Here is a 22,599-nt window from a genome sequence, read left to right on the forward strand (position 1 = left end):
GGCCGGTGGTATCGGCGGCCCGATCTCCGAGCCCGTGGACATCGCCAGGCACATCGCACCCGGTAACCGCGTCGAGAAATCGATCCGGGTCCGTGGACGCGATCGACCCGTGTACCTCGCCCAAGCGACGCACTCCAGCAGGTCGGCGCCGGGGTGTCGATGGCACTGCAGAAGCGCCGCGAGCGAGCCGAACCGGTGGCCGTGTCGATCGTCGAACAACTCAACCGACGGGGAGAGGCCGGCGACGCCGAACTCGCCGAGGAACTACTCGCGATCCTGCGCGGAGAACCCGCGCCGGGACGGCCGATCGCGGTGGATCTCGAGATGCTCAGCGACGAGATGGAGGGTGATCCGAACCGGTCAACCGGCGGACTCATCGACCTGAGCACCGGCTTCGTGTACAACGACGAGATGCTCGACCCGGGCGTGCTCGACGACGAGATCGACGTCGAGGAGGACCCGGACCGCTGGCTGCGCTTCGACTGCATCGGTTCGCGTGACAGCTGGCGGGACATGGCTGACTTCGCCACGCGAACCACCGATCCCGACCTGCGAAACCGTCTGGAGCGCGCGATCGAGGGACGAGGTGCGTTCCGCAGGTTCCGGGATGTCGTCCACGAAGCGGGTGTGAGTCAGCGCTGGTACGCGTTCTCCACCGACCGCAAGTTCGGACGGGCACGCAAATTCCTGGTCCGGCACGGAATCCGACCCGTCTGACTCAGCTGTTGCGTCCCCGCGCGATGACCGGCCACCGGCTGTCCGATCCGTCGATCGCCACCAGTTCGTCGACGAGGTTGACCGCGGTGCAGACATGGTTCGGTACCACCCGGACCACGTCACCCAACCGCGGGACCGGTGTTGAGTCCGCCGGGAAGTCGACGACGGCATGGTGTTCGGACAACTGCACGACACGGGCGTCGGGGTGGTCGAGGAGCCGTCCGTGCCCGGTGGCCCAGGCAGCTCGGTCGGCGCCGAGGATCTTGCTGCCGGCATCGACGACGATTCGTCCGGGCTCGCTGCGTACCACGGTCGCGACCGCGGTCAGCGCGACGTCGTCGAATCCGCAGGCGCCGATCTCGACCTGCTGGGCGTCGTTGAGGGGGTACACGCCCGGACGGACCTCGGTGAGCACGCCCGCGTGAGCCGGGTCGCCGACGAATTCGATGGTGGGCGTGGACCCGCCGCTGCGTACGCGCGGATCGATCCCGTGCTCCTGGAGACTCTCCGCGGCCGCGCGAAGCGCCGCCACCTCCTGCTCCGCGGCACGCCGTCGGGTGTCGCCGAGGCCGTAGCCGTGGCCGGGGAAGGTGAACACGCCGACGACGTCGAGTCCGGCTGCCGTTCCTGCGGCCGCGACCTCGCCGGCACCCCCGGGCGTCACCCCGGTGCGGTGCTGCCCGGAGTCGACCTCGACGAGAGCCTCGATCCGCTGCCCATCGAGCAGAGCCCCGAGATGCCGGGCGCCCTCGACCGACTCGACACCCACCCGCAGCGACACCCGGGCCGCCAGAGCACGCAACCGGGCGGCCTTCGCCGGGGTCGGCCAGACGGGGTAGGCGATGAAGATGTCGGTGCACGAGGTGATGTCGGCGGCGTCGGCGAAGGCCTCGGCCTCGCCGATGGTCGCCACCGCCAGGCCCACGGCGCCGACATCGATCTGCATGCGGGCGATCTCGGCGCTCTTGTGGGTCTTGGCGTGCGGGCGCACCTCGACGCCGGTCGATCGCGCACGATCGGCGAGCGACGCGAGGTTACGCGTCATGCGATCGACGTCGACCTCGAGATAAGGGGTGTCGATCACGTGTCGCGCCTGTCGGCGCCGTGGTCCGAACGACCAAGGGCTGCCGCCGATTCGCCGAACACGAGATACTCCTGGTGCAGGATGCGGGTGGTCAGTCCGGGCGTGATCCGATGCCCGATCTCGGCGACCAGCCCGACGAGCGAGTCGACCCGTTTGGGCCGGTCGACGATGGCGTGCAGGACGCGCGCCGCGGCGCGGTCGACGTTCCAGGCGCCGGGCTGGTTGTCGTAGGCCTCGGTGGGTGCGATCATCCGCGTCTTCACCAGGGGCAGACGAACATTGGAGAAAGTGACGTGGTCGGAGACCGTCTCGGTGCCGGTCACGTCGCTGAAGGCCTCGAGGGCGGCCTTCGACGCCGCGTACGCCCCGAATCGCGGCCCCCGTGACTGCACCGCGACCGAGGTCACGTTCACCACATGGCCCGCCTGCCTGGCGACCATGTGCGGCAACAGTCCGAGGACGAGGTTGACCGCGCCGAAGTAGTTGACCGCCATCACCCGGTGGTAGTCATGTGACCGGTCCACGGAATTGAGCGTGGCGCGGCGGATCGACCGACCGGCGTTGTTGACCAGCACGTCCACATGGCCGTGTGCGGCCAGGACGGTCTTGACGAGCGCGTGGACCGATTCCTCGTCGGTGATGTCGCACTGGTACGAGGTCACCTGGCCGGGCGGAATTCCTTTCTTGCTCGTCGTCGAGTTCAATTCCTCTGTCGCCGAATCGAGTTCCGCGGCATTGCGGGCGACGATGATGACGTTGGCCCCGCGGGCGACACACATCCGGGCGGTGGCCTTGCCGATGCCGCTCGACCCGCCGGTGATGAGGATGTTCTTGCCGACCAGGGGGCCGCGCGGATCGGTGCGACGGTTGCGCGCCCGGTCGAGATGCCGTGACCAGTAGGTCCACAGCCGCGGGGCGTATTCGGTGAAGTCGGGGATCGTGATGCCGAGGTCGTGCAGGACCGCGACGGTGGGGTCGGCGCGGAAGTCGACCGGCAGCGTCACCGCGTCGAGCAGTGCCCCGGGAATGCCCTGCTGAGCGGCGACGAGGTTGCGTCCGACACGCGCGATCCCCATGCCGGACAACGCCATCACGGGTCCGACCGCGGAGCGCGGGATGGCATCGAAGCCTTTGGGGGCGTCGAAGGCCGGTGCGAGGGCGTTGTACATCTCGGTGGTGGTGAGCGACTTCGGGTCGCTGAGATGGAACACCAGCCCGCTGCGTGTGGGATTGACGCCGATGAGGGCGACCATCGCGGTGGCGACGTAGTCGACGGGCACGATGTTGAGCGTGCCCAGGTCGGGCATCGGCAGCCTCAGCATCGAGGGCAACCGGCCGAGCATCCCGAGATGACCGAAGAAGTAGTACGGGCCGTCGATCTTGTCCATCTCCCCGGTTCTGGAGTCGCCGACCACGACCGACGGCCGGTAGACGCGCCAGCGGAGTCCCTCGCGTTCGCGGACGACGCGCTCGGCCTCGAACTTGGTGCGGTGGTAGGGGGTCGGGAACCCTTGTCCGACTTCGAAGTCCATCTCGGTGAAGCGACCGCGGTGGTCGCCGGCCACCGCGATCGACGAGACGTGGTGGAACAGCGCGTCGTGCGCGATCGCGAAGTCGGCGGCGCGCGAGGTCCCGACGACATTGGCGGCGCGCTGTGACTCCGCGTCGGCGGCCATGTCGTAGATGGCGGCGAGGTGGATGACATGGTCGATCGCGGGAACGGCGTCCGGTGCGATGCCGAGTCCCGGCGCGGTCAGGTCTCCGACCACGGGGGTCACCCGGTCGACGGCGTCCATGTCGTCGAGCATGGCGACGAAGGCCGCCAGCGACGACTCGCGTACCAGCGCGTGGACCGTGGCATCGGGAGAGACGGTCAGGAGGCGTTCGAGAACGCGTCGCCCGATGAACCCGCTGCCCCCGGTGATGAAGTAGCTCGTCATGTGAGAGATCCCATCAGATGGGCGGGCCGATGACCCGCCGGCTGTCCGCGCCCGCAGGGTCGCGGATGTGTCTGGTACTCAGAGTGACACTAACTTGGATCGAAGGCAATGACCGCGCACCCGTCGACCGTGCGTCCAAACACGTCGACAGTGCGCCCGATCACGTCGACTGTGCGCCCGATCACGTCGACTGTGCACCCGACCACGCCGACCGCCGGAGCAGGCGCGCGCCGTTGAGTGCGACGAGCACGGTGGAACCCTCGTGGCCGGCGACGGCCAGCGGGAGGGGAAGGGTTCCGACGAGATCCCAGGTCACGAGGGTGACGATCATGGTGCCCGCGATGCAGAGGTTCGCGATCACGTAGCGGCGGGCGAGCCGGGACAGCCGGATCAGCGCGGCGACCGCGGTGAGGTCGTCGCGCACGATGATCGCGTCGGCCGTCTGGACCGCGAGGTCCGCGCCCCGACGACCCATGGCGACGCCGGTGCCGGCCGCCATGAGGGCCGGGGCGTCGTTGATGCCGTCGCCGACCACGAGCACGTGGCCGCCGGTCTCGCCGACTATTCGGACCTTGTCCTCGGGCAGGAGGTCGGCGTGTACCGCCTCGATACCGGTCCGGTCTGCCACATCCGCCGCGACGGACGGACGGTCGCCGGTCAGCAGCAGGACCGGCCCGGAGGTCACGTCGCCGATCAGCCGCACTGCTTCGGCGGCGTCGTCCCGAAGACGGTCGACGAGTTCGATCCGGCCGACCTCCGATCCGTCGACGAGCACGCCCACCACGGTTCCGGCCGAGTCGGCGTCGGCGCGCTCGACGGTGATCCGGTGACCGCGCACGGCGCCGGTCACGCCGCGGCCCGGAAGTGCCCGGAAGTCCTCGACCGTCTCGATGTCCAGCCCACGGTCGATCGCGGCCGCCACGATCGCGCGTCCCAGCGGGTGTTCGCTGGGGTGTTCGACGGCCGCGGCGAGCGCCAGCACCTCCGACGGCTCGCGTCCGTCGAGTGCTGTCACGTCGACGACCTGCGGGCGTCCCTCGGTCAGGGTGCCGGTCTTGTCGAAGGCGACGACAGAGGTCCGTCCGACGGACTCCATCACCGCGGCGGACTTGACCAGCACGCCGTGACGACCGGCGTTGGCGATCGACGCCAGCAGCGGCGGCATCGTCGACAGGACGACGGCGCAGGGTGAGGCCACGATCATGAACACGATGGCTCGAAGCAGCGCCTCGTCGAAGGTGTTGTCGAACAACACGATCGGAACGCCCAGTACCAGAAGCGTGGCGACCACGACGGTGACGGAGTACGCCTGCTCGACCTTCTCGAGGAAGAGCTGGGTCGGGGCCTTCGTCTCGGAGGCCTCGGCGACGAGTGTCGCGATCCGGGCGATCACCGACTCCGACGCCGGGCGGGCGACTTCGACGATCAGCGCGCCGGTGCCGTTGACGGTGCCGGACAGCACGTCGTCACCCGCGTCGCGCACGACGGGGATCGACTCGCCGGTCACGGCCTGCTGGTCGACCTCGCTGCGCCCCCGGAGGACCACTCCGTCGGCACCGATCCGCTCGCCGGGGCGGACGAGGATGCGTTGTCCCACTTCGAGATCGCGGCAGTCGACCTCGACGGTCGAACCGTCGTCGTGGTACCGGGTCGCCCGTTCGGGGGCCAGGCCGAGGAGGGCGGTCACCGAGTCCGCGGTGCGCTGGGTGACGACGACCTCCAGCGCGCCCGAGGTCGCGAAGATCACGATCAGCAGCGCGCCGTCGAAGACCTGCCCGATCGACGCGGCGGCGATGGCGGCGACGATCATGAGCAAATCGACGTCGAGTCGTCGTTGCCGCAGTTCCTGCAGGCCGGACCGGGTCGGTTCCCATCCGCCGCTCAGGTAGCACGCGAGATACGCGGTCCACCAGGCCCATTCGGGTGCCTCGCAGAGCTGAAGCAGCCATCCGGCGAGGAACAGTGCCAGCGCGATGCCCGCCCAGCGCACCTCGGGTAGTCGGAGCCCGGTCCGGAAGATCGATCGCGGGGCGGTGATCCCGCGTTCGCCTCCCGGTCTCGGGACGGTGTCACGCGCCGCCCTGTCCGTCGCGCCGGTCGCCTCCGCCGTGTCCATCATGTCTCCCGTCGTGTTGCGGACCGTCAGCCCCGACAGTAACAGTTCATATGAAGAGGTTTTCATGTGATGGTGAACCGGTAGCATCTCGCTGCATGGGACACGGCATCGACGAGGGGATGCGACCGGCTGCGCGGCTCGATCCGGAATCGGCCGTGCATGTCGCCACCACGCTGCAGGCGCTGGCGACCCCGAGCCGGTTGCTCATCCTCACCGAGCTGCGGTCCGGTCCGCGCTCGGTCACCGACCTCGCCGACGCCGTCGGTATGGAGCAGTCCGCGGTCTCCCATCAGCTCCGGCTGCTGCGCAACCTCGGGCTGGTCACCGGCACTCGCTCCGGGCGGTCGATCAGTTACAGCCTCTATGACAGCCATGTCGCCCAACTGCTCGACGAGGCCGTCTACCACAGCGAACACCTGCGTCTCGGGCTCGCCGAGCGTCCGAAGTCCGCCGGCTGAGGGCCGATCCACCGGCCGCGGGTGCCCATCGAACGGATGTTCGATAAGCTCGGGGTGTGGGCTGGGATCAAGGACCACCGACGTGGTCGGAGATGGAGCGGGTGCTCGCAGGTCGAGCGCCCGGCAGCACCGACCGGCCCGGCACCGAATTCGGCCCCGACCTCAGTGAATGGGCGCCGTTCCCCGGCGACGGCGGCGACAGCCCGGCCTGGTCGCGCAAGCGCGGGGCCTATCAGGCCGAAGACATCTCCCGTGGCTCCTCGGCGGTGCCCTATGCCGAACTCCACGCGCACAGTTCGTACAGCTTCCTCGACGGTGCGTCGATGCCCGAAGAACTGGTCGAGGAGGCGCAACGACTCGGGCTCCGCGCCCTGGCCGTCACCGATCACGACGGGTTCTACGGCATCGTGCGCTTCGCCGAGGCGGCCCGCGAGTTCGGGATGCCGACGGTCTTCGGTGCCGAGCTGTCACTGGAGCCCGACGTCGCGCGGACGGGTCAGAACGATCCGCCGGGAGAGCATCTGCTGGTTCTCGCCCGAGACGGGGAGGGTTATCGGCGCCTGTCCCGGACCATCGCCGACGCGCACATGATCGCCGGGGAGAAGGGATTGCTCCGCTATGACCGCGAGGCCCTGGCCGGTGCCGGCGACGGACACTGGCTCATCCTCACCGGTTGCCGGAAAGGCGCACTCCGTCGCGCCCTCGATCGCGGCGGCGTCCCGGCCGCCGAGCAGGCGCTGCGGGAACTGATCGAGACCTACGGCCACGACAACGTCGTCGTCGAGCTGACCGCGCAGGGCATGGCCGACGACGACGAACGCAACGCGGTGCTCGCCGGCCTCGCCGCCGGAGCGGGCGTGCCGGCCGTGGCCACCACCGGCGCGCACTTCGCCGCGCCCCGGCGCCGACGCCTGGCGATGGCCATGGCCGCCGTTCGGGCCCGCACCGACATCGACACCATCTCCGGGTGGATGCCGGGGGTTGCCGGAGCGCACCTGCGCAGCGGCGACGAGATGGCCCGGTTGTTGCCCGCGCATCCCGACGCCATCGACAACGCGGTGGGCATCGCCGCGGACTGTGCATTCCATCTGGGCCTCATCGCGCCGCAGTTGCCGCCGTTCGACGTTCCCGACGGTCACACCGAGGCGAGCTGGCTGCGCGAACTCACCATGACCCGGGCACGCCGGCGGTACGGCACCCCGGCCGAACATCCCCAGGCCTACCGGCAGATCGAGCACGAACTCGCCATCATCGAGGCGCTCACCTTTCCCGGCTACTTCCTCGTGGTCGCCGACATCGTCGACTTCTGCAAGGCCAACGACATCCTGTGTCAGGGCCGGGGGAGTGCGGCCAACTCGGCCGTCTGCTACGCCCTCGGCATCACCAATGTCGACCCGGTCGCCAACACCCTGCTCTTCGAACGGTTCCTGGCCCCGGAACGCGACGGTCCGCCCGACATCGACGTCGACATCGAATCCGATCGTCGCGAGGAGGCCATCCAGTACGTCTACCGCCACTACGGCCGGGACCGCAGCGCGCAGGTCGCCAATGTCATCACCTACCGCGGGAAGTCGGCGATCCGGGACATGGCCCGGGCGCTCGGGTACGCGCCCGGCCAGCAGGACGCCTGGGCCAAGATGCCCGACACGGCACCGTCCGACGTCGCCGAACTGGCCGGTGAGATCCTCGGTATGCCAAGGCATCTGGGTATCCACTCCGGCGGTATGGTGATCTGCGACCGGCCGATCGCCGATGTCTGCCCGACGGAGTGGGCGCGGATGGAGAACCGCAGCGTGCTGCAGTGGGACAAGGACGACTGCGCCGCCATCGGCCTGGTCAAGTTCGACATGCTGGGTCTCGGCATGCTCTCCGCGCTGCACTACGCGATCGACCTGGTCGCCGAACACAAGGGGATCGACGTCGACCTCGCCACCCTGGACCTCGGCGAACCGGCCGTGTACGAGATGCTCTGTCGCGCAGACTCGGTCGGCGTGTTCCAGGTGGAGTCACGCGCGCAGATGGCCACACTTCCGCGGCTCAAGCCGCGCTGCTTCTACGACCTCGTCGTCGAGGTGGCACTGATCCGGCCCGGCCCCATCCAGGGCGGCTCGGTGCATCCGTTCATCAAGCGGCGCAACGGGGAGGAGGCGGTGACGGTCGAGCACCCGTCGATGAGCAAGGCGCTCGAGCGCACCCTGGGTGTGCCGCTGTTCCAGGAGCAGCTGATGCAGCTGGCCGTCGACGTGGCCGGATTCGACGCCTCCGAGGCCGATCAGTTGCGCCGGGCGATGGGTTCCAAACGGTCGCCGGAGAAGATGGAACGCCTGCGGCAGCGCTTCTACGAAGGCATGGAGAACCTGCACGGCATCACCGGGGACACCGCCGACCGCATCTTCGAGAAGATGGCGGCGTTCGCCAATTTCGGTTTCCCGGAGAGCCATTCGCAGAGCTTCGCGTCACTGGTGTTCTACTCGTCGTGGTTCAAGCTGCACCATCCCGCGGCATTCTGCGCCGCGTTGCTACGGGCTCAGCCGATGGGGTTCTACTCACCGCAGACCTTGGTCGCCGATGCCCGGCGGCACGGTGTCGCGGTCCATCGTCCCGACATCAACGCTTCGCTCGCGCACGCCACCCTGGAGAACGAGGGGCTCGACGTCCGGCTGGGGCTCGACGGGGTGCGCGGGGTCGGAACGGAGACGGCGGAGCGCATCGTCGAACGACGGGCCGAGGGACCGTATCTCGACATCACCGATCTCTCCCGCCGCGCCCGGCTGACGACCAAGGAACTCGAGGGACTCGCCGGCGCCGGCGCCTTCGACGGGTTCGGTCTCAGCCGGCGTCAGGCCCTGTGGGAGGCGGGCGCCGCGGCGACGGTGCGCGACGACCAGCTCGCCCTGGAGTCGGCGCAGGCGACGCCCACGCTCCCGGGGCTCTCCGACGTCGAGCTCGCGGCCACCGACGCGTGGGCCACCGGGATCACGCCCACGTCGTATCCGACACAGTTCCTGCGTCCCCGGCTCGACGCGATGGGCGTTCTGGCCGCCGACCGGCTCCTGTCGGTGCCCGACGGTTCGCGGGTGCTGATCGGCGGGGCGGTGACCCATCGCCAACGACCGGCCACCGCGTCCGGGGTGACGTTCATCAACCTCGAGGACGAGACCGGGATGGTCAACGTGGTGTGTTCGGTCGGCTTGTGGGCGCGGTACCGTGTACTGGCCCAGACGGCACCCGCACTGCTGGTCCGCGGACGGGTGCAGAACGCCGAAGGTGCTGTGACCGTCGTCGCAGATCGTCTGCAGCGCATGGATCTTCGGGTGGGGAGCAGATCCAGGGACTGGCAGTGATCCCCGACCGGGGAATGCGCCTGGGTGTTCGAGACGAATCAAGGAAAGAACCGATGCCGCAACAGGTCGTGGTGACCGTCAAACCGAAGAGCAGCAAGGGCCCGTTGGTCGAGACGGGTCCCGACGGCGCGATCACCATCTACGTCCGTGAGCCCGCCACGGAAGGCAGGGCGAACAGGGCCGTCTCCGAACTGCTCGCCGCCCACCTCGGGGTTCCGAAGAGCAAGGTCGCGCTCATCGGCGGCGCCACGGCACGAACGAAGCGCTACCGCGTCGGCTGACAAGTCAGACAGCACCGTCGAAGCCGTGCTGCCGCCACGCCTCGTAGACGACGATGCTCGCGGCGTTGGCGAGGTTGTGCGAACGACGACCGGCGAGCATGGGGATGCGCACCCGGTCGGTCACCTCGGGTTCGTCGAGGACCTCCGCCGGCAGTCCGGTCGGTTCGGGCCCGAACAGCAACACGTCGCCGGGCTGATAGTCGACGTCGGTGTGGAAGCGTTCGGCGTGGGCGGTGAACGCGAAGACCCGCTCCGGCTTCAGCGTCGTCCAGGCGGTCACCAGGTTGGGATGCACCGTGACGTTGGCCATCTCGTGGTAGTCGAGTCCCGCGCGTTTGACCTGCGCGTCGGACATCGAGAAAGCGAGCGGTTCGATGAGGTGGAGTTCGCACCCGGTATTGGCGGCCAGCCGGATCGCATTGCCCGTGTTCGGCGGGATGCACGGCTGGTAGAACATGATTCGGAACATGATGGTGCCAGCGTAGTCGGTGCCATGCGGAGCGGATCTCGCCCGACCGTGTCCTCACACCGCCACCGTGGTGTTGGCCCCGCACAGCACGATGCACAGCGTCGAATCGGGTTGCGGTCGAATCCGTCCCGAGACCACCCCGGCGACCGCGGTGGCGGTGCCGTGTTCGACGAGGATGCGGTGGGAGTCCCAGAGCATCCGCCGTGCCGCGATGATCTGGTCGTCGGTCACCAGCACGCTGTCGACGGCCGGGTTCCCGGCGACGGCGTTCCAGCACAGATCCCCGACCCGGGTCGCGCCGAGGGAGTCGGCGGCCACGCCCTCGAGTTCGACGGGTACGGGAGTCCCCGCGGCGAGTGCCTGATGCAGACTCGACGCACCGAGCGGTTCGACGCCGACGAGGCGGTCGCCCGGGCGCAGCGTCGCGGTCAGGCCGGCCAGCAGTCCGCCGCCGCCGACACAGACGACCGTCGTGAGCGGTCCGGGTACGTCGTCGATGATCTCGAGACCGATCGTTCCGGCGCCGGCGACGACGTCGGGGAGATCGTAGGCATGCAGCGCGAGCGCGCCGGTCTGCTCCGCGAGTTCCTCGGCCGCGTCGGCGGCTTCCTGATAGCGCTGTCCGATGAGATGGATCCGCGCACCCGCGGCGCGCAGCGCGTCGATCTTGACCGGTGGTGCCGTCTCGGGGATCACCACGGTCACCGGCACACCGACGATCCGCGCCGCGACCGTGGCACCGATCGCGGCATTGCCGCCGGAGGCGACGAGGACACCGGCGTCGGTCAGGACCCCCTGATCGCGCGCGTGCAGGGTCGCCCACAGACTGCCTCGCGGTTTGAAGCACCCGCCGAGCTGGGTGTACTCGAGTTTGAGGACCACCTCGAGCGGGCCGTCGACGGTGTCGATGACCGTGCGCAGCGTCGGCGTACGACGGAGATGGGGAGTGATCGCCGCGCGGGCGAGATCGATGTCGACGGGCACCACGGTCACCACTCCGACACTAGTGGTCGGCCGCCCGAGGGCGGCGAAACGTCGATCGCGGGCGGCGGTGAACGGCGCGTCCATCCGCCGATGTCGGAAACCGCGGAGACGAGTGGAAGAATGTCGGGCGTGACCGCGATACGACTCGATGGGAAGACCACGCGCGACGAGATCTTCGCCGATCTGGCCGAGCGGGTGGAGAAGCTCCGGCTGGCGGGTGTCACCCCTGGTCTGGGGACCGTTCTGGTCGGCGACGATCCGGGCTCGCACTCCTACGTCAAGGGCAAGCACGCCGACTGCGCCCGCATCGGTGTCGCCTCGATCCGCAAGGATCTCCCGGCCGATGCCACCACCGAACAGCTCAACTCCGCGATCGACGAACTCAACGCGGATCCCGCCTGCACCGGCTACATCGTGCAGTTGCCGCTGCCGCGGCAGCTCGACGAGAATGCCGCCCTCGAGCGGATCGACCCGCTCAAGGATGCCGACGGCCTCCACCCGATCAACCTCGGGCGACTGGTGTTGGGCAAGGAGTCGACCCTGCCCTGCACCCCCCGCGGTGTCATCCATCTGCTGCGTCGCTACGACGTCCCGCTGGCCGGTGCCCGGGTGACCGTCGTCGGTCGCGGGGTCACCATCGGCAGGCCCATCGGTCTGCTCCTGACCCGCCGCAGCGAGAACGCCACGGTCACCCTGTGCCACACCGGCACCACCGATCTGGCCTCCGAGATCGAGCGCGCCGACATCGTGATCGCGGCCGCGGGAGTGCCGCATCTCATCACCGCCGACATGGTCAAGCCGGGTGCCGCGGTGGTCGACGTGGGTGTCAGCCGCACCGACGAGGGTCGTCTGGTCGGTGACGTGCATCCCGATGTCTGGGAGGTGGCGGGCCACGTCTCGCCGAATCCCGGTGGGGTGGGGCCGCTGACCCGTGCGTTCCTGCTCGTCAACGTCGTCGAACGCGCGGAGCAGATGCTCGCCTCCGGGAGCGGCAGCGGCGCGTGACCCGAGACGAGCACCAGAGTGAGTCCGCTCACTCCGAGCCGCGCGGTGCCGACCGATCCCGTCCAGGAGGCCGGAAACACGGTTCCACCGACGGCACGCGTCTGCGGGCGGTGCTCGTCCAACTCCCATATCTGCTGGTGATGGCCGGTGTGCTGGCCGCAGCGCTGCTCGTGATGTTCGACCGCTGGCGGCGCGGATCATTCGTCTTCGGGGCGGCACTGCTCGTCGGCGCCGTGCTTCGCGCCTTCATCCCGTCCTCGCAAGCCGGGTTGCTGCAGGTCAGGGGCAAGCCGTTCGACGTCACGGTGATGGCGACAGTCGGCGCCGTGATGCTGTGGCTGGCAGCGTCGATCGACTCTTTGGGCACGGATTGATTACAATAGAGACCTGAGCGTGACCTGACAGGTGGTCGTTCGCTCAACCAGGCACTTTTCCGCTGCCCTGCCGCAGACGCACCGACCGCTGGAGTTTGTATCACTGCATCACCAACCGACGACACCGTGAGTGAAGTGACGTCCATGGGCGTGTCAGCAGGTGCTGGCATGATTCATTACGTCCTCCTGACACGTGACGATCTCGGTCGCAGTGTGATCGACTCGCGCGTCATCGACGTCGACCCCACCGACGGTCTCGACTCCGCCGGCCGCGTGAACGCAGGCGTCGACGTGATGCTGACCGCCGCCCGCGAGACCGGGACGAGGGTGGGCCCGATCGGGGTCGCCGCACGCACGGGCAGCCAGCGTCGGCAGTTGCGCTCGAGGGGCAGTGGCCCGCGACGTCAGGTCCGTCTCGTCGGTGAGGACGAGGCCGTCCTCGCCTACCTCGCCGACACCGGGGAGATCGACCGCTTCTCGGCCGCCGTCGTCGTCGACTGTGGCGACACCGGCATGTCGCTCTACACCGTCGACCCCCGCGAGGGCAGGATCGGCAATCCCGAGCACTCGACGGTCCTGAGTGGGCGTCATCTCGACCGGTCGATCGTCAATCAGCTGACCGCCGACCACCCGGCCCTCGGCGAGGCCACCCGCACACGTGCCGATCGCAGTGAACTGCGCAGCGCCTGCCGGACCGCGAAGGAGGAGATCGCCTACGGCGGTTCCTCCGCCACCGAGTCCGTGGTCGCGGTGTCGGCGAACACCGAACGCGTGTCGCTGTCGGCCACGCACGTCGAGCAGGCGATCGAGCCGATGATCCGTGACGCGCGAGAAGTGTTCGCCCGGTACGTCGCGGCCGCCCGGTCGCGGGGCGTGCAACCGGACGCCGTGGTGTTCATCGGCGGACTCGCCAATCTCCCCGCGGTGCGCGCGATCGCGTCGGAGCATGATCTGGAGGTCGTCAGTCCGACGGCTCCGGAGCTGGTCGTGGCCACCGGTGCGGCGCTGCTCGCCCTCGAGAGCTACTCGGGCGCAGCACGTCTCGCGTTCATCGGCGGCAAACCGCAACGTGAATGGCTTTCCGCGACACCCATCGCGGTGGCCGGGGCCGTCATCGCCGCCACGCTGATGACGATCTATGCGGTGAGCTCGTCCTTCGCCGATCGGCCGACCGTCGATCCGCAGCCCGCGGTGAGCAGCGTGCCGCCGGCCGCGGCGACCAGTGACACCGAGCCGGTCACCCCGACGCCGACCTCTCAGCCGATCACCAGGATCCCGGCCGAACCCGTCGAGCCGACCGTCGTAAATCCTGTTCCCACACAACAACCGTTACCGCAGACCGGGTCGAACGACCCGCCGGCATGGGCGACCACGGAGTTGCCGCCGACGCGACCCTCGACGGGTACCAGCACCCGCACGCTGTCGCCGTTCCCGTGGCCGGACCTGGCGTTCCCGCCGGGGTCGACGCCGACGATACCGCCGGACCTGTTGCCGCCGGGGTTGCGTCCGCCCAGTTCGGCGCCCACGCCACCCCCGCCGACGTACTCGACGTCGACACCGGCGCCTCCGCGCGGTGGCTCGGTGCGGCCGAGCAGCACACGCGCACAGGGGTCGACTCAGCTCCCCGCCGCTCCGGAATCAGGGAAAACCGTTGCCACGGAGGGGGAGTCGCAGGTTCCGCCGCCGCCCCCGCCCAGCAGTCCGGTCCCGACGGTTCCCGCGCCGCGCTGACCGAACCGCCCTGTCAGAACCGCGCCTGCGAGGCCGCTGATCAGACCGGCTGACCCCGACTCGCTGACGAGAGCGGCCGAACTGTCGAGGCGCGGTCAGGCGTCGCGACGGGCGAGTTCGACCGTGCGCTTGAGGAGGTCGCTGATGGCGTCGAACTCGGTCAGGAATCCGTCGTGGCCGGTGTCGGAATGGACGACCTGGAGACCGCCGACGCAGTTGCCCAGCTCGTCGGCGAGTTCGACCTGCAGCCGAATCGGGTAGAGGCGATCGGAGTCGATGCCCCCGACGATCACCGGAACGGTGCATTCGTTGAGCGCCTTCGCGACTCCGCCGCGACCGCGACCGACATCATGGTGGTTGAGGACCTCGGTGAGGACGACATAGCTCGCCGGGTCGAAGCGGGACATCAGCTTCGACGCCTGGTGGTCGAGGTAGCTCTGCACGGCGTAGCGCCCGCCGGTCAGGGGATTCTCGTCGCCCTGGGCGTCATTGGCGAATCGACTGTCGAGCTCTGGCTCGCTGCGGTACATGAGGTGGGCGATTCGGCGGGCGATTCCCATGCCTTGCAACGGGGCTCGGCCGGTACCGTGGTAGTCGCCGCCGCACCAGTCCGGATCGGCCTTGATCGCGGCGATCTGTGCGGACTGGATACCGATCTGGTCGGCGGTCGCGCGGGCGCCGACGGCGAGGACGAGCGCGCTGCGCACCCGGTCGGGGTACTCGATGGCCCACTCGAGGGCGCGGGCGCCACCCATCGAGCCACCGAGAACCGCTCCGACGCTGCGGATTCCGAGTCGGTCCAGCAGTGCCACCTCGGCGCGGACCTGATCGAGCACGGTGATCTGCGGAAAGCGTGATCCCCACGGACGGCCGTCGGGGGCCAGGGACGCCGGACCCGTCGATCCCTTGCATCCGCCGAGCACGTTGGCCGAGATGACGCACCATTCGTCCGTGTCGATCGCCTGACCGGGTCCGATCAGGCCGTCCCACCACCCGGCCGAGTCGTGGTCGGCATCGGCGGGTCCGGTGACGTGTGAGTCGCCGGTGAGCGCATGGAGTGTGAGGATCACGTTGTCGCGGGAGGGCGACAACGTCCCCCAGCGCTGGAACGCCAGGGTGACGTCGTCGATCCGTGCTCCGCTGTCGAGAGGCAGCGATCCGATGGGGATGCCGACGAGTTCCCCGTCCGGGAGTGACTCCCAGTCGGGCTGATCAGACGCTGTCGCGTTCAGGTCGATACTCACCGACAAAGCTGCCTCACCTGTTTCACTTGGCCGCCGCGAATCCCTGTTCGAGATCGGCCAAGATGTCGTCGATTCCCTCGATGCCCACGGCCAGGCGCACCAGTCCGGGGGTCACGCCGGCGGCGAGCTGTTCCTCGGGGGTCAGCTGGCTGTGCGTGGTCGAGGCCGGGTGGATGACCAGCGACCGCACGTCGCCGATGTTGGCGACGTGGCTGTGGAGGCTCAGTGCGTCCACGAACTTCTTGCCCGCGTCGACGCCGCCGGTGATCTCGAAACCGATGATCGCGCCCTGACCCTTGGGGGCGAGCTCCTGACCGCGCTTGAACCACGGCGAGGACTCGAGGCCGGCGTAGGCGACGGACTCGACCTGGTCGTGCTTCTCCAGGAACGCGGCGACCTTCTGTGCGTTGGCGACGTGGCGCTCGATGCGCAGGCTCAGGGTCTCCAGGCCCTGGGCGAGCAGGAACGCGTTGAACGGTGAGATGGCCGCACCGGTGTCGCGCAGCCACTGGACGCGCGCCTTGAGCGCGTACGCCGGTGCGCCGAGGTCGGCGAAGACCGCACCGTGGTAGCTCGGGTCAGGGGTGGTGAAGCCGGGGAACAGGTCTTTCCCGTCACGCTGGACCCGCCAGTCGAAGGTGCCGCCGTCGACGATCACGCCGCCGATCGCGGTGCCGTGTCCGCCGATGTACTTGGTGGCCGAGTGCACGACGATGTCGGCGCCGTGGGCGAGCGGGTTGATCAGGTACGGGGTGGCGACGGTGTTGTCGATGATGAGCGGTATGCCGTTGCGGTGCGCGACCTCCGAGATGCCCTTGATGTCCAGGATCTCGTTGTTCGGGTTGGAGATCGACTCACCGAAGAACGCACGGGTGTTGTCCTTGACCGCGGCCTGCCACGACGCCGGATCCTCGGGATCCTCGACAAAGCTCACCTCGACGCCGAGCTTGGGCAACGTGTAGTGGAAGAGGTTGAAGGTGCCGCCGTACAGCCGCGGACTCGACACCACGTGACCGCCGGTCTCGACGATGTTGAGGATCGAGTAGGTCTCTGCGGCCTGACCCGACGCCACCAGCAATGCGGCGACGCCGCCTTCGAGCGCGGCGATCCGCTGCTCGACGGCATCCTGTGTCGGGTTCATGATGCGGGTGTAGATGTTGCCCGGTTCCGCGAGTCCGAAGAGGTTGGCCGCGTGCTGGCTGTCGTTGAAGACGTACGACGTCGTCTGGTAGATCGGCAGCGCACGGGCGTTCGTCACCGCGTCCGCGGACTGCCCGACGTGGATCTGCTTCGTCTCGAAGCTCCAGTTCTCGCTGGGATCGTTGCTGTCGAGGGTGCCGTCAGGGACATCAGACATGGCAATTCATCACTTTCTACGGTCGGCAGGGCCCAACTCGACCCTGTTGGGGTCCGACCTTCGGACCCGCGCTTGCCGGGGATCGTCAGCGCGATCCCGCAACCCGGTCATCACCCGGAGCACCCCACCGCGGATGGAGGGTTGCCGATCAGCCAGCCGGGGCTTGACGCTGATACTCATGACCTGGCGACAAGGATATAACACGGATGTGAGGGCCTGAGAACCGTCCCGGTCAGGCCGCGCCCAACACTTGAGAAGGCCGCCGCGAGGGTGGAGTGTGCTGTCCTCCGACCGAGTGAAATCAGGTGTGGTCAGATGAGTAGTGCCTGGTCACGGTCGTTAGCGGCCCTCAGTGTGCTGTCGGTTCCCCGATCGCGGATCTAGCGTCGAACCAGCCCCGGCTGCGTCGGAACGTTCCGATCGGGAGGTCCGGGTTCGCCCAGGAGCGCCATGTCCGCGATCGCTCACCTCCGAACCCGACGGATCTCGCTCGTGATCGCCGCCGTCACCGCCGTCGCGGTCGTGGCGGCTCTCAGTCTGTCGGGTACCGCCCCGGCGGCGGCTGCCGAGTGCAGCGCCTCGGGCGCGGTGGTCATCGTCGCCGGTACCAACGACCCGGAGAGCGCTCATCTCGTCGGGGTCGAGCAGCGCTACACCGGGAAGATGCCGACGGTGCGCGACGGTGAGGTGGTCGTCGTCGACGACCCCGGTAGTGCTTACCTCGCAGAGCCGAAAGACGTGATCCACGTCGACTACCCGACCACACTGTGGCCACTGGGTGCCGCGGGGTACGACGACAGCACCGCCCAGGGCAGGAGTGCGACGGCGTCGGCGATCGCGGGGTACCAGAAGCGATGCGGTGCCGAGTCCGACATCGTGGTCGCCGGCTACTCACAGGGCGCCCGTGTCGCCGGCGACGTCCTCGCCGACATCGGCAACGGCCGGAATGTCGACGAGGTCGTCGCGACCGACGAGAACGGCGAGGTCATGCTCCACGAGAACGGCGCTCCGGTCCTCGTGACCATCGATCCGGACGGGATCTCCGGCGAGCTCTACGCCGACCCTCGACAGGCCGGGGACAAGACGGGCCGCGGCATCGAACTGTCGTTGATCGGGATCATCCCCGGTCTGACGATGGCGGGGTCGCGAGGCGGGTCCGAGACCGACGGCGGGTTCGGGGAGCTCGAGGGCAGGGTGGTGTCCGTGTGCATCGACGGCGATCCCATCTGTGATCTGCCGGACCCGATCCACGACCCGATCGGCGCCATCGACGGCCTCCTCGGCTACTTCACCAAGCACAACCTGTACCCGTTCCAGATGTATCGCGACCCCCACGAAACGACCTGGAACGACGGTCGGAGCGTCCGATGCGAGCCGGAGTCCGCGGTCTGTATGGTCGCCGCGGATTCCGCGTTCGCCGAACTCGTGCGGGATTGGGCGCGCGATGCCGGGTACGGCGGAGCGATCGGGGACTTCCTGTCCGGGCGTCCGACGATCGAGCTGCCGTACGGGATCGAACTCGCGAACCTGCAGCCGGTGATCAGGCTCGTGCAGGGTCTGCTGCCGCCGCTGCCGAAACTCGGGTACGGCGCCTACCTACCGGACCTCTTCGTCTTCGAGGACATCCTCCAGGGGATCCTCACGCTGTCGCCGGCGCGGTTCGTCGACGGCGCGACCGCACTGGCTGCGAGCCTCCGCAGCATCGTTTGGTTGCCGGTGAACTTCGTGCGGTACTGGGCGGGCGCGATCGTCGGGCCGGTGACACCGCGGGCCGGCACGGTCACGGTCCTCGCGGTGGATACGACGAGCCTGCGATCGTCGACGTTCGCACGGCTCGCGACCGCGACCGACGACGCCACCGAGCCGGTTCGCGCCGAATCGTCGACCGGGTCCGGCGACCCGGCTGCACCGGTGACCGCGCAGCCCGGCCCGACCGATTCGGCTCCGGCGGTCGACCCGGCCGCCGATCCGTCCGGTGCGCCCGCCGACGCCTCCGGGAGCGACGAGCCCGGAGAGGAGCCCGCTCCGCCCTCGCGCGCCGACGAGGTTCCGGCCACCACCGATCCGTCGGCGGACAACCCGACGGTGGACGATCCGTCAGCGGAGGACACCTCAGGAGACAACACCTCAGCGGAGGACACCTCAGGGGGCGAGATGTCGGGGAACGAGCCGGAGCCGTCCGGGCAGGGTGCCGGCGCGGAGCGCAGTGACCTCGAGGTCACGGGGTCCGAGGGCGGCGCCTGACCCGCCGCTCGAAGCCACCGCCTGATTCGACGCCGGCCGGCGCCGGGACCACCTCGCGGGCATGGGCCTGTGAATGAACTCACCGGCGGGTGAGGAATCAGTGCCGGCCGGCCAGGGTTGGCATGAACCGTGTCTGACGCTCTTTCGACCACCGATGCCCCGGCCGACGTCTCGCTGACGGATCGGTCCACCGCCCCGGAGGCCAACCCCGGGGGTACCGTCTCGGGCGGCGTGTCCCGGCGGGTGCGTCGCTGGACGATTCTCGCCCTCGCGCTGGGTGGTTTCGGGATCGGCACGACAGAGTTCGTCGCGATGGGGCTGCTGCCCAACATCGCCGGATCGCTGGGGGTGTCCGAACCGACTGCCGGACACGTCATCTCGGCATACGCGATGGGTGTGGTGGTGGGCGCTCCGCTGATCGCGGCGCTCACGGCGAGGATGTCGCGACGCACGCTGCTGATCGGACTGATGGTGGCGTTCACCGTGGGTAACCTGGCCACGGTCCTCGCGCCGGACTACGGACTGCTGCTGGTGGCGAGATTCGTGGCGGGCCTGCCGCACGGTGCCTACTTCGGCGTCGCGGCGCTGGTCGCCGCGCATCTCGCGGGTCCCCGGAATCGCGCCAAAGCCGTGGGCCAGGTGATGCTCGGGCTGTCCGTCGCCAATGTGTTCGGCGTGCCGGCTGCCGCCTGGCTGGGGGAGACGTTCGGCTGGCGGTCGGCGTTTGCGATCGTCGTCGCCATCGGAGTCGCCACCGTCATCGCGCTGATGCGTGCGCTGCCCGCGCTCACCGGGATGACGACCACCGACCCGCTCACCGAACTCGGTGCGTTGCGTCGTTCCCAGGTCTGGTTCACCCTCGTGATCGGAACCGTCGGGTTCGGCGGGATGTTCGCGTTCTACACCTATCTCAACTCCGCGCTGACCACCGATACCGGGCTGTCGGTCTCGGTCGTACCGTTCGCGCTCATGCTCTACGGATTGGGCATGGTGACCGGCAACTTCGTCGGCGGTTACGTCGCCGACCGCAGCGTGTCGGTGGCGATCCTCGGTGGACTCACGGCCAGCGCGATCTCCCTCGGCGCCTTCGCGGTGCTGGCGCAGAATGCTTGGGCGGCATTGATTCTCACATACCTCGTGGCGCTCACCGGGTCGACGATGCTGCCTGCCCTGCAGACCAGACTGATGGACGTGGCCGCCGATGCGCAGACGCTGGCCGCGGCGTTGAACCACTCCGCCCTGAACATCGCCAACGCGGCCGGAGCCCTGCTCGGTGGTGTCGTGGTCGGCGCAGGCTACGGCTATCTCGCGCCATCGGTCGTCGGGGTGTTGCTGGCGGTGGCAGGCATCGGGGTCACCGTCCTGGCCCTCGCCGCCTCCCGGCGCCAGGCACGACACGATCCCGTCGGCTCCTGAGCCGGAGCATGACCGGCTCGACGACGACGAGGGCCGACCGGGAAAGTTCCGGTCGGCCCTCGTGGTGTCGAGTGGGTGTGCTCAGCCGTTGGTCGGCGGGGTGGCGATCGTCTTCGACAGGTAGAGCTGTTCGCCGAGCTTGTTGATCAGCTCGAGTTGCGTCTCGAGGTAGTCGATGTGCTCTTCCTCGTCGGCGAGGATCTGCTCGAGCAGATTCGCGCTCGTGACGTCGCCTTTCGACCGGCACAGGGCGATGCCGGGCCGGAGTCGCTCCACGACCTCCACCTCGATCGCCATGTCGGATTCGAACTGCTCCCGAATCGACTGCCCGATACGCAGCGGCAGCAGGCGCTGGTAGTTGGGGAGCGCGTCGAGGAACAGGATTCGGTCGGTGAGGATCTCCGCGTGCGTCATCTCCTCGATCGACTCGGCCCGGGTCTTCGCCGCGATCTCGGTCAGACCCCAGCTCTGCTGCATCTTCGCGTGCAGAAAGTACTGATTGATCGCCGTGAGCTCACTGGTGAGCTGTTCGTTGAGCAGTTCGATGACCTCGTCGTCGCCACGCATGGGTGAGCCTCCGGTTCGCCGTGGATGTCCGATCGAACCGTAACACGACAAAAACCCCCGCGCGGTCTCGCGCGAGGTTCGTCGGTTTCCCGTGTCAGGTCATGCAGCGGTCGTCGCGGTTGACGCCCTTTCGCTCAGGATGTCGTGCAGTTGGTCCAGGCAGGTTCCGCAGCCTTCGCCTGCGCCACATCGGTCGCTGATCGCATCGACGGTGTACGCACCTGCGTCGCAGTGTGCGTGAACCTCGTCGACCGTCACGGCGCGGCATATGCAAACGAACATCTTCGGACTCACCTTCGTGCCTGGATTAGGTAATGCTTACATACCTTGGGTGGTACGCACAAGGGTTGCCTTACCTTTATTTTTCTCTGGGGTGGCCGATCGCCGGGGCACGGGTTGTCGGATCCCGCCAGTAGGATGTGGCCCCGTGCCACTCACGATCTCCACGGTGAACGTCAACGGAATCCGCGCAGCGGTCAAACACCGGTCGGAGGCCAACCGCGGCTTCCTGCCATGGCTCGATGCGTCGGGACCGGATGTGGTCCTGCTGCAGGAGGTCCGCGCCGACGAGGAGCTCGCGCGCGAGGCGCTGGCCCCGGCCCTCGCCGACGGGTGGCATCTGACGATGTGCGAGTCGGTCGTGAAGGGCCACGCGGGTGTCGGTGTGCTGACGCGCGAGGCTCCGTCGGCGGTGCGGGTCGGATTCGGGAGCGCCGAGTTCGACGACCTCGGCCGGTACCTCGAGGTCGACGTCGACACCGATCTGGGGTCGCTGACGGCGGCGAGTCTCTATCTCCCCAAGGGTGCCGCGCTCACCGAGGCGGAGAAGGACATCGCCAAGCACGACGAGAAGGTCCGCTTCATGGACGAGTTCGGTGCCCATCTCGGCCGGCTGGTCCGCCGGCGTCGCCATGTCGTCGTCGGCGGTGACTGGAACATCGCGCCCGCCGAGGCCGACATCAAGAACTGGAAGGGCAATCTCAAGAGCCCCGGTTTCCTCCCGCACGAGCGGGCCTGGGTCGCCGACCTGCTGGCGTCGGGCTGGCGTGACGTCGTGCGCGAACTGTTCCCCGACGACGCCGGGCCCTACTCCTGGTGGTCGTGGCGCGGGAAGGCCTTCGACAACGACTCCGGGTGGCGCATCGACTATCAGCTCGCCAACAAGACGCTGGCTGCCCGGGCGAACAAGGCCGAGGTCGAACGTGCCGCGGCGTACGACCTCCGCTGGTCCGACCATGCCCCGGTCACCGTGCGGTACGAGTGACCGG

General features: G+C 68.7%; 19 protein-coding genes and 1 riboswitch. Of the genes, 10 read left to right on the forward strand and 9 right to left on the reverse strand.

Going from position 1 to position 22,599, the window contains the following annotated elements; all coding sequences use genetic code 11:
- The first annotated feature begins 159 nt into the window (after positions 1-159).
- On the forward strand, positions 160-717 hold the full coding sequence (locus AC3B5T_RS15200) for a UPF0158 family protein (protein ID WP_488357677.1): 558 nt from the start codon (positions 160-162) through the stop codon (positions 715-717).
- A 1-nt stretch (position 718) separates the two neighbouring features.
- On the opposite strand, the gene AC3B5T_RS15205 is transcribed toward AC3B5T_RS15200, so the two are convergent.
- The 3 genes from AC3B5T_RS15205 to AC3B5T_RS15215 form a co-directional block, all read right to left on the reverse strand.
- A complete protein-coding gene (locus AC3B5T_RS15205) occupies positions 719-1,801 on the reverse strand; it encodes an alanine racemase (RefSeq protein WP_488357678.1) in 1,083 nt (360 codons plus the stop codon).
- Positions 1,798-3,741 carry an SDR family oxidoreductase gene (locus tag AC3B5T_RS15210; protein ID WP_488357679.1) on the reverse strand — a complete coding sequence of 648 codons (1,944 nt, stop codon included), beginning with the start codon at positions 3,739-3,741 and terminating at the stop codon, positions 1,798-1,800. The genes AC3B5T_RS15205 and AC3B5T_RS15210 overlap by 4 nt, the downstream gene beginning before the upstream one ends.
- Before the next feature lie 181 nt (positions 3,742-3,922).
- Entirely contained in the window at positions 3,923-5,860 is a 1,938-nt protein-coding gene (locus AC3B5T_RS15215; protein ID WP_488358776.1) for a heavy metal translocating P-type ATPase, read from the reverse strand.
- A gap of 92 nt (positions 5,861-5,952) precedes the next feature.
- On the opposite strand from AC3B5T_RS15215, the gene AC3B5T_RS15220 reads away from it, so the two are divergent.
- Genes AC3B5T_RS15220 through AC3B5T_RS15230 form a run of 3 tightly spaced genes read left to right on the forward strand, consistent with a single transcriptional unit; the run spans position 5,953 to position 9,940 of the window.
- Complete coding sequence (locus AC3B5T_RS15220) at positions 5,953-6,315, forward strand: ArsR/SmtB family transcription factor (RefSeq protein WP_010841889.1); 363 nt, start codon at positions 5,953-5,955, stop codon at positions 6,313-6,315.
- A gap of 56 nt (positions 6,316-6,371) precedes the next feature.
- Entirely contained in the window at positions 6,372-9,659 is a 3,288-nt protein-coding gene (locus AC3B5T_RS15225; RefSeq protein WP_010841890.1) for an error-prone DNA polymerase, read from the forward strand.
- 53 nt (positions 9,660-9,712) lie between these two features.
- Positions 9,713-9,940, forward strand: a complete 228-nt coding sequence (locus AC3B5T_RS15230) for a DUF167 domain-containing protein (protein ID WP_010841891.1) — start codon at positions 9,713-9,715, stop codon at positions 9,938-9,940.
- Positions 9,941-9,944: 4 nt separating this feature from the next.
- Here AC3B5T_RS15230 and AC3B5T_RS15235 read toward each other — a convergent pair whose 3' ends face one another.
- Both AC3B5T_RS15235 and AC3B5T_RS15240 read right to left on the reverse strand, forming a co-directional pair.
- Complete coding sequence (locus AC3B5T_RS15235) at positions 9,945-10,409, reverse strand: tRNA (cytidine(34)-2'-O)-methyltransferase (protein WP_488357680.1); 465 nt, start codon at positions 10,407-10,409, stop codon at positions 9,945-9,947.
- A 54-nt stretch (positions 10,410-10,463) separates the two neighbouring features.
- A complete protein-coding gene (locus tag AC3B5T_RS15240; protein WP_488358777.1) occupies positions 10,464-11,396 on the reverse strand; it encodes a serine/threonine dehydratase in 933 nt (310 codons plus the stop codon).
- Positions 11,397-11,522: 126 nt separating this feature from the next.
- Between AC3B5T_RS15240 and AC3B5T_RS15245 the strand changes: the two genes are divergently transcribed.
- The 3 genes from AC3B5T_RS15245 to AC3B5T_RS15255 all read left to right on the forward strand — a co-directional run bounded on the left by AC3B5T_RS15245 (position 11,523) and on the right by AC3B5T_RS15255 (position 14,503).
- Positions 11,523-12,398: a bifunctional methylenetetrahydrofolate dehydrogenase/methenyltetrahydrofolate cyclohydrolase gene (locus AC3B5T_RS15245; RefSeq protein WP_010841894.1), complete on the forward strand. Its 876-nt coding sequence runs from the start codon at positions 11,523-11,525 to the stop codon at positions 12,396-12,398.
- A gap of 101 nt (positions 12,399-12,499) precedes the next feature.
- Positions 12,500-12,772, forward strand: a complete 273-nt coding sequence (locus AC3B5T_RS15250; RefSeq protein ID WP_035717121.1) for a DUF3017 domain-containing protein — start codon at positions 12,500-12,502, stop codon at positions 12,770-12,772.
- A gap of 168 nt (positions 12,773-12,940) precedes the next feature.
- Entirely contained in the window at positions 12,941-14,503 is a 1,563-nt protein-coding gene (locus tag AC3B5T_RS15255; protein ID WP_488357681.1) for an Hsp70 family protein, read from the forward strand.
- Between the two features lie 95 nt (positions 14,504-14,598).
- Here the strand turns inward: AC3B5T_RS15255 and metX are convergent, their stop codons facing one another.
- Both metX and AC3B5T_RS15265 read right to left on the reverse strand, forming a co-directional pair.
- Positions 14,599-15,753 carry a homoserine O-acetyltransferase MetX gene (gene metX / locus AC3B5T_RS15260; protein ID WP_035717105.1) on the reverse strand — a complete coding sequence of 385 codons (1,155 nt, stop codon included), beginning with the start codon at positions 15,751-15,753 and terminating at the stop codon, positions 14,599-14,601.
- Positions 15,754-15,769: 16 nt separating this feature from the next.
- On the reverse strand, positions 15,770-17,104 hold the full coding sequence (locus tag AC3B5T_RS15265; protein ID WP_488357682.1) for a bifunctional o-acetylhomoserine/o-acetylserine sulfhydrylase: 1,335 nt from the start codon (positions 17,102-17,104) through the stop codon (positions 15,770-15,772).
- A 63-nt stretch (positions 17,105-17,167) separates the two neighbouring features.
- A riboswitch (SAM riboswitch) is annotated at positions 17,168-17,288 on the reverse strand.
- A 266-nt stretch (positions 17,289-17,554) separates the two neighbouring features.
- On the opposite strand from AC3B5T_RS15265, the gene AC3B5T_RS15270 reads away from it, so the two are divergent.
- Together AC3B5T_RS15270 and AC3B5T_RS15275 are read left to right on the forward strand one after the other, a co-directional pair.
- Positions 17,555-19,348: a cutinase family protein gene (locus AC3B5T_RS15270; RefSeq protein ID WP_488357684.1), complete on the forward strand. Its 1,794-nt coding sequence runs from the start codon at positions 17,555-17,557 to the stop codon at positions 19,346-19,348.
- Positions 19,349-19,477: 129 nt separating this feature from the next.
- Positions 19,478-20,764, forward strand: coding sequence for an MFS transporter (locus AC3B5T_RS15275; RefSeq protein WP_488357685.1), 1,287 nt, complete (start codon positions 19,478-19,480; stop codon positions 20,762-20,764).
- Positions 20,765-20,845: 81 nt separating this feature from the next.
- Here the strand turns inward: AC3B5T_RS15275 and bfr are convergent, their stop codons facing one another.
- Both bfr and AC3B5T_RS15285 read right to left on the reverse strand, forming a co-directional pair.
- Entirely contained in the window at positions 20,846-21,331 is a 486-nt protein-coding gene (gene bfr / locus AC3B5T_RS15280; protein ID WP_010841901.1) for a bacterioferritin, read from the reverse strand.
- A 99-nt stretch (positions 21,332-21,430) separates the two neighbouring features.
- Positions 21,431-21,613, reverse strand: a complete 183-nt coding sequence (locus AC3B5T_RS15285; RefSeq protein ID WP_010841902.1) for a (2Fe-2S)-binding protein — start codon at positions 21,611-21,613, stop codon at positions 21,431-21,433.
- Positions 21,614-21,758: 145 nt separating this feature from the next.
- Between AC3B5T_RS15285 and AC3B5T_RS15290 the strand changes: the two genes are divergently transcribed.
- Positions 21,759-22,595, forward strand: a complete 837-nt coding sequence (locus tag AC3B5T_RS15290; RefSeq protein WP_488357686.1) for an exodeoxyribonuclease III — start codon at positions 21,759-21,761, stop codon at positions 22,593-22,595.
- Positions 22,596-22,599: the final 4 nt, after the last annotated feature.

The organism is Gordonia sp. G4 (assembly GCF_057770005.1).

Coding starts and splice junctions, on each gene's coding strand:
- AC3B5T_RS15210 (WP_488357679.1), bottom strand. CDS start 3,741: ATGACGAGCTACTTCATCACCGGGGGCAGCGGGTTCATCGGGCGACGC.
- AC3B5T_RS15235 (WP_488357680.1), bottom strand. CDS start 10,409: ATGTTCCGAATCATGTTCTACCAGCCGTGCATCCCGCCGAACACGGGC.
- AC3B5T_RS15215 (WP_488358776.1), bottom strand. CDS start 5,860: ATGATGGACACGGCGGAGGCGACCGGCGCGACGGACAGGGCGGCGCGT.
- AC3B5T_RS15220 (WP_010841889.1), top strand. CDS start 5,953: ATGGGACACGGCATCGACGAGGGGATGCGACCGGCTGCGCGGCTCGAT.
- AC3B5T_RS15230 (WP_010841891.1), top strand. CDS start 9,713: ATGCCGCAACAGGTCGTGGTGACCGTCAAACCGAAGAGCAGCAAGGGC.
- bfr (WP_010841901.1), bottom strand. CDS start 21,331: ATGCGTGGCGACGACGAGGTCATCGAACTGCTCAACGAACAGCTCACC.
- AC3B5T_RS15265 (WP_488357682.1), bottom strand. CDS start 17,104: ATGTCTGATGTCCCTGACGGCACCCTCGACAGCAACGATCCCAGCGAG.
- AC3B5T_RS15200 (WP_488357677.1), top strand. CDS start 160: ATGGCACTGCAGAAGCGCCGCGAGCGAGCCGAACCGGTGGCCGTGTCG.
- AC3B5T_RS15255 (WP_488357681.1), top strand. CDS start 12,941: ATGATTCATTACGTCCTCCTGACACGTGACGATCTCGGTCGCAGTGTG.
- AC3B5T_RS15285 (WP_010841902.1), bottom strand. CDS start 21,613: ATGTTCGTTTGCATATGCCGCGCCGTGACGGTCGACGAGGTTCACGCA.
- AC3B5T_RS15270 (WP_488357684.1), top strand. CDS start 17,555: ATGTCCGCGATCGCTCACCTCCGAACCCGACGGATCTCGCTCGTGATC.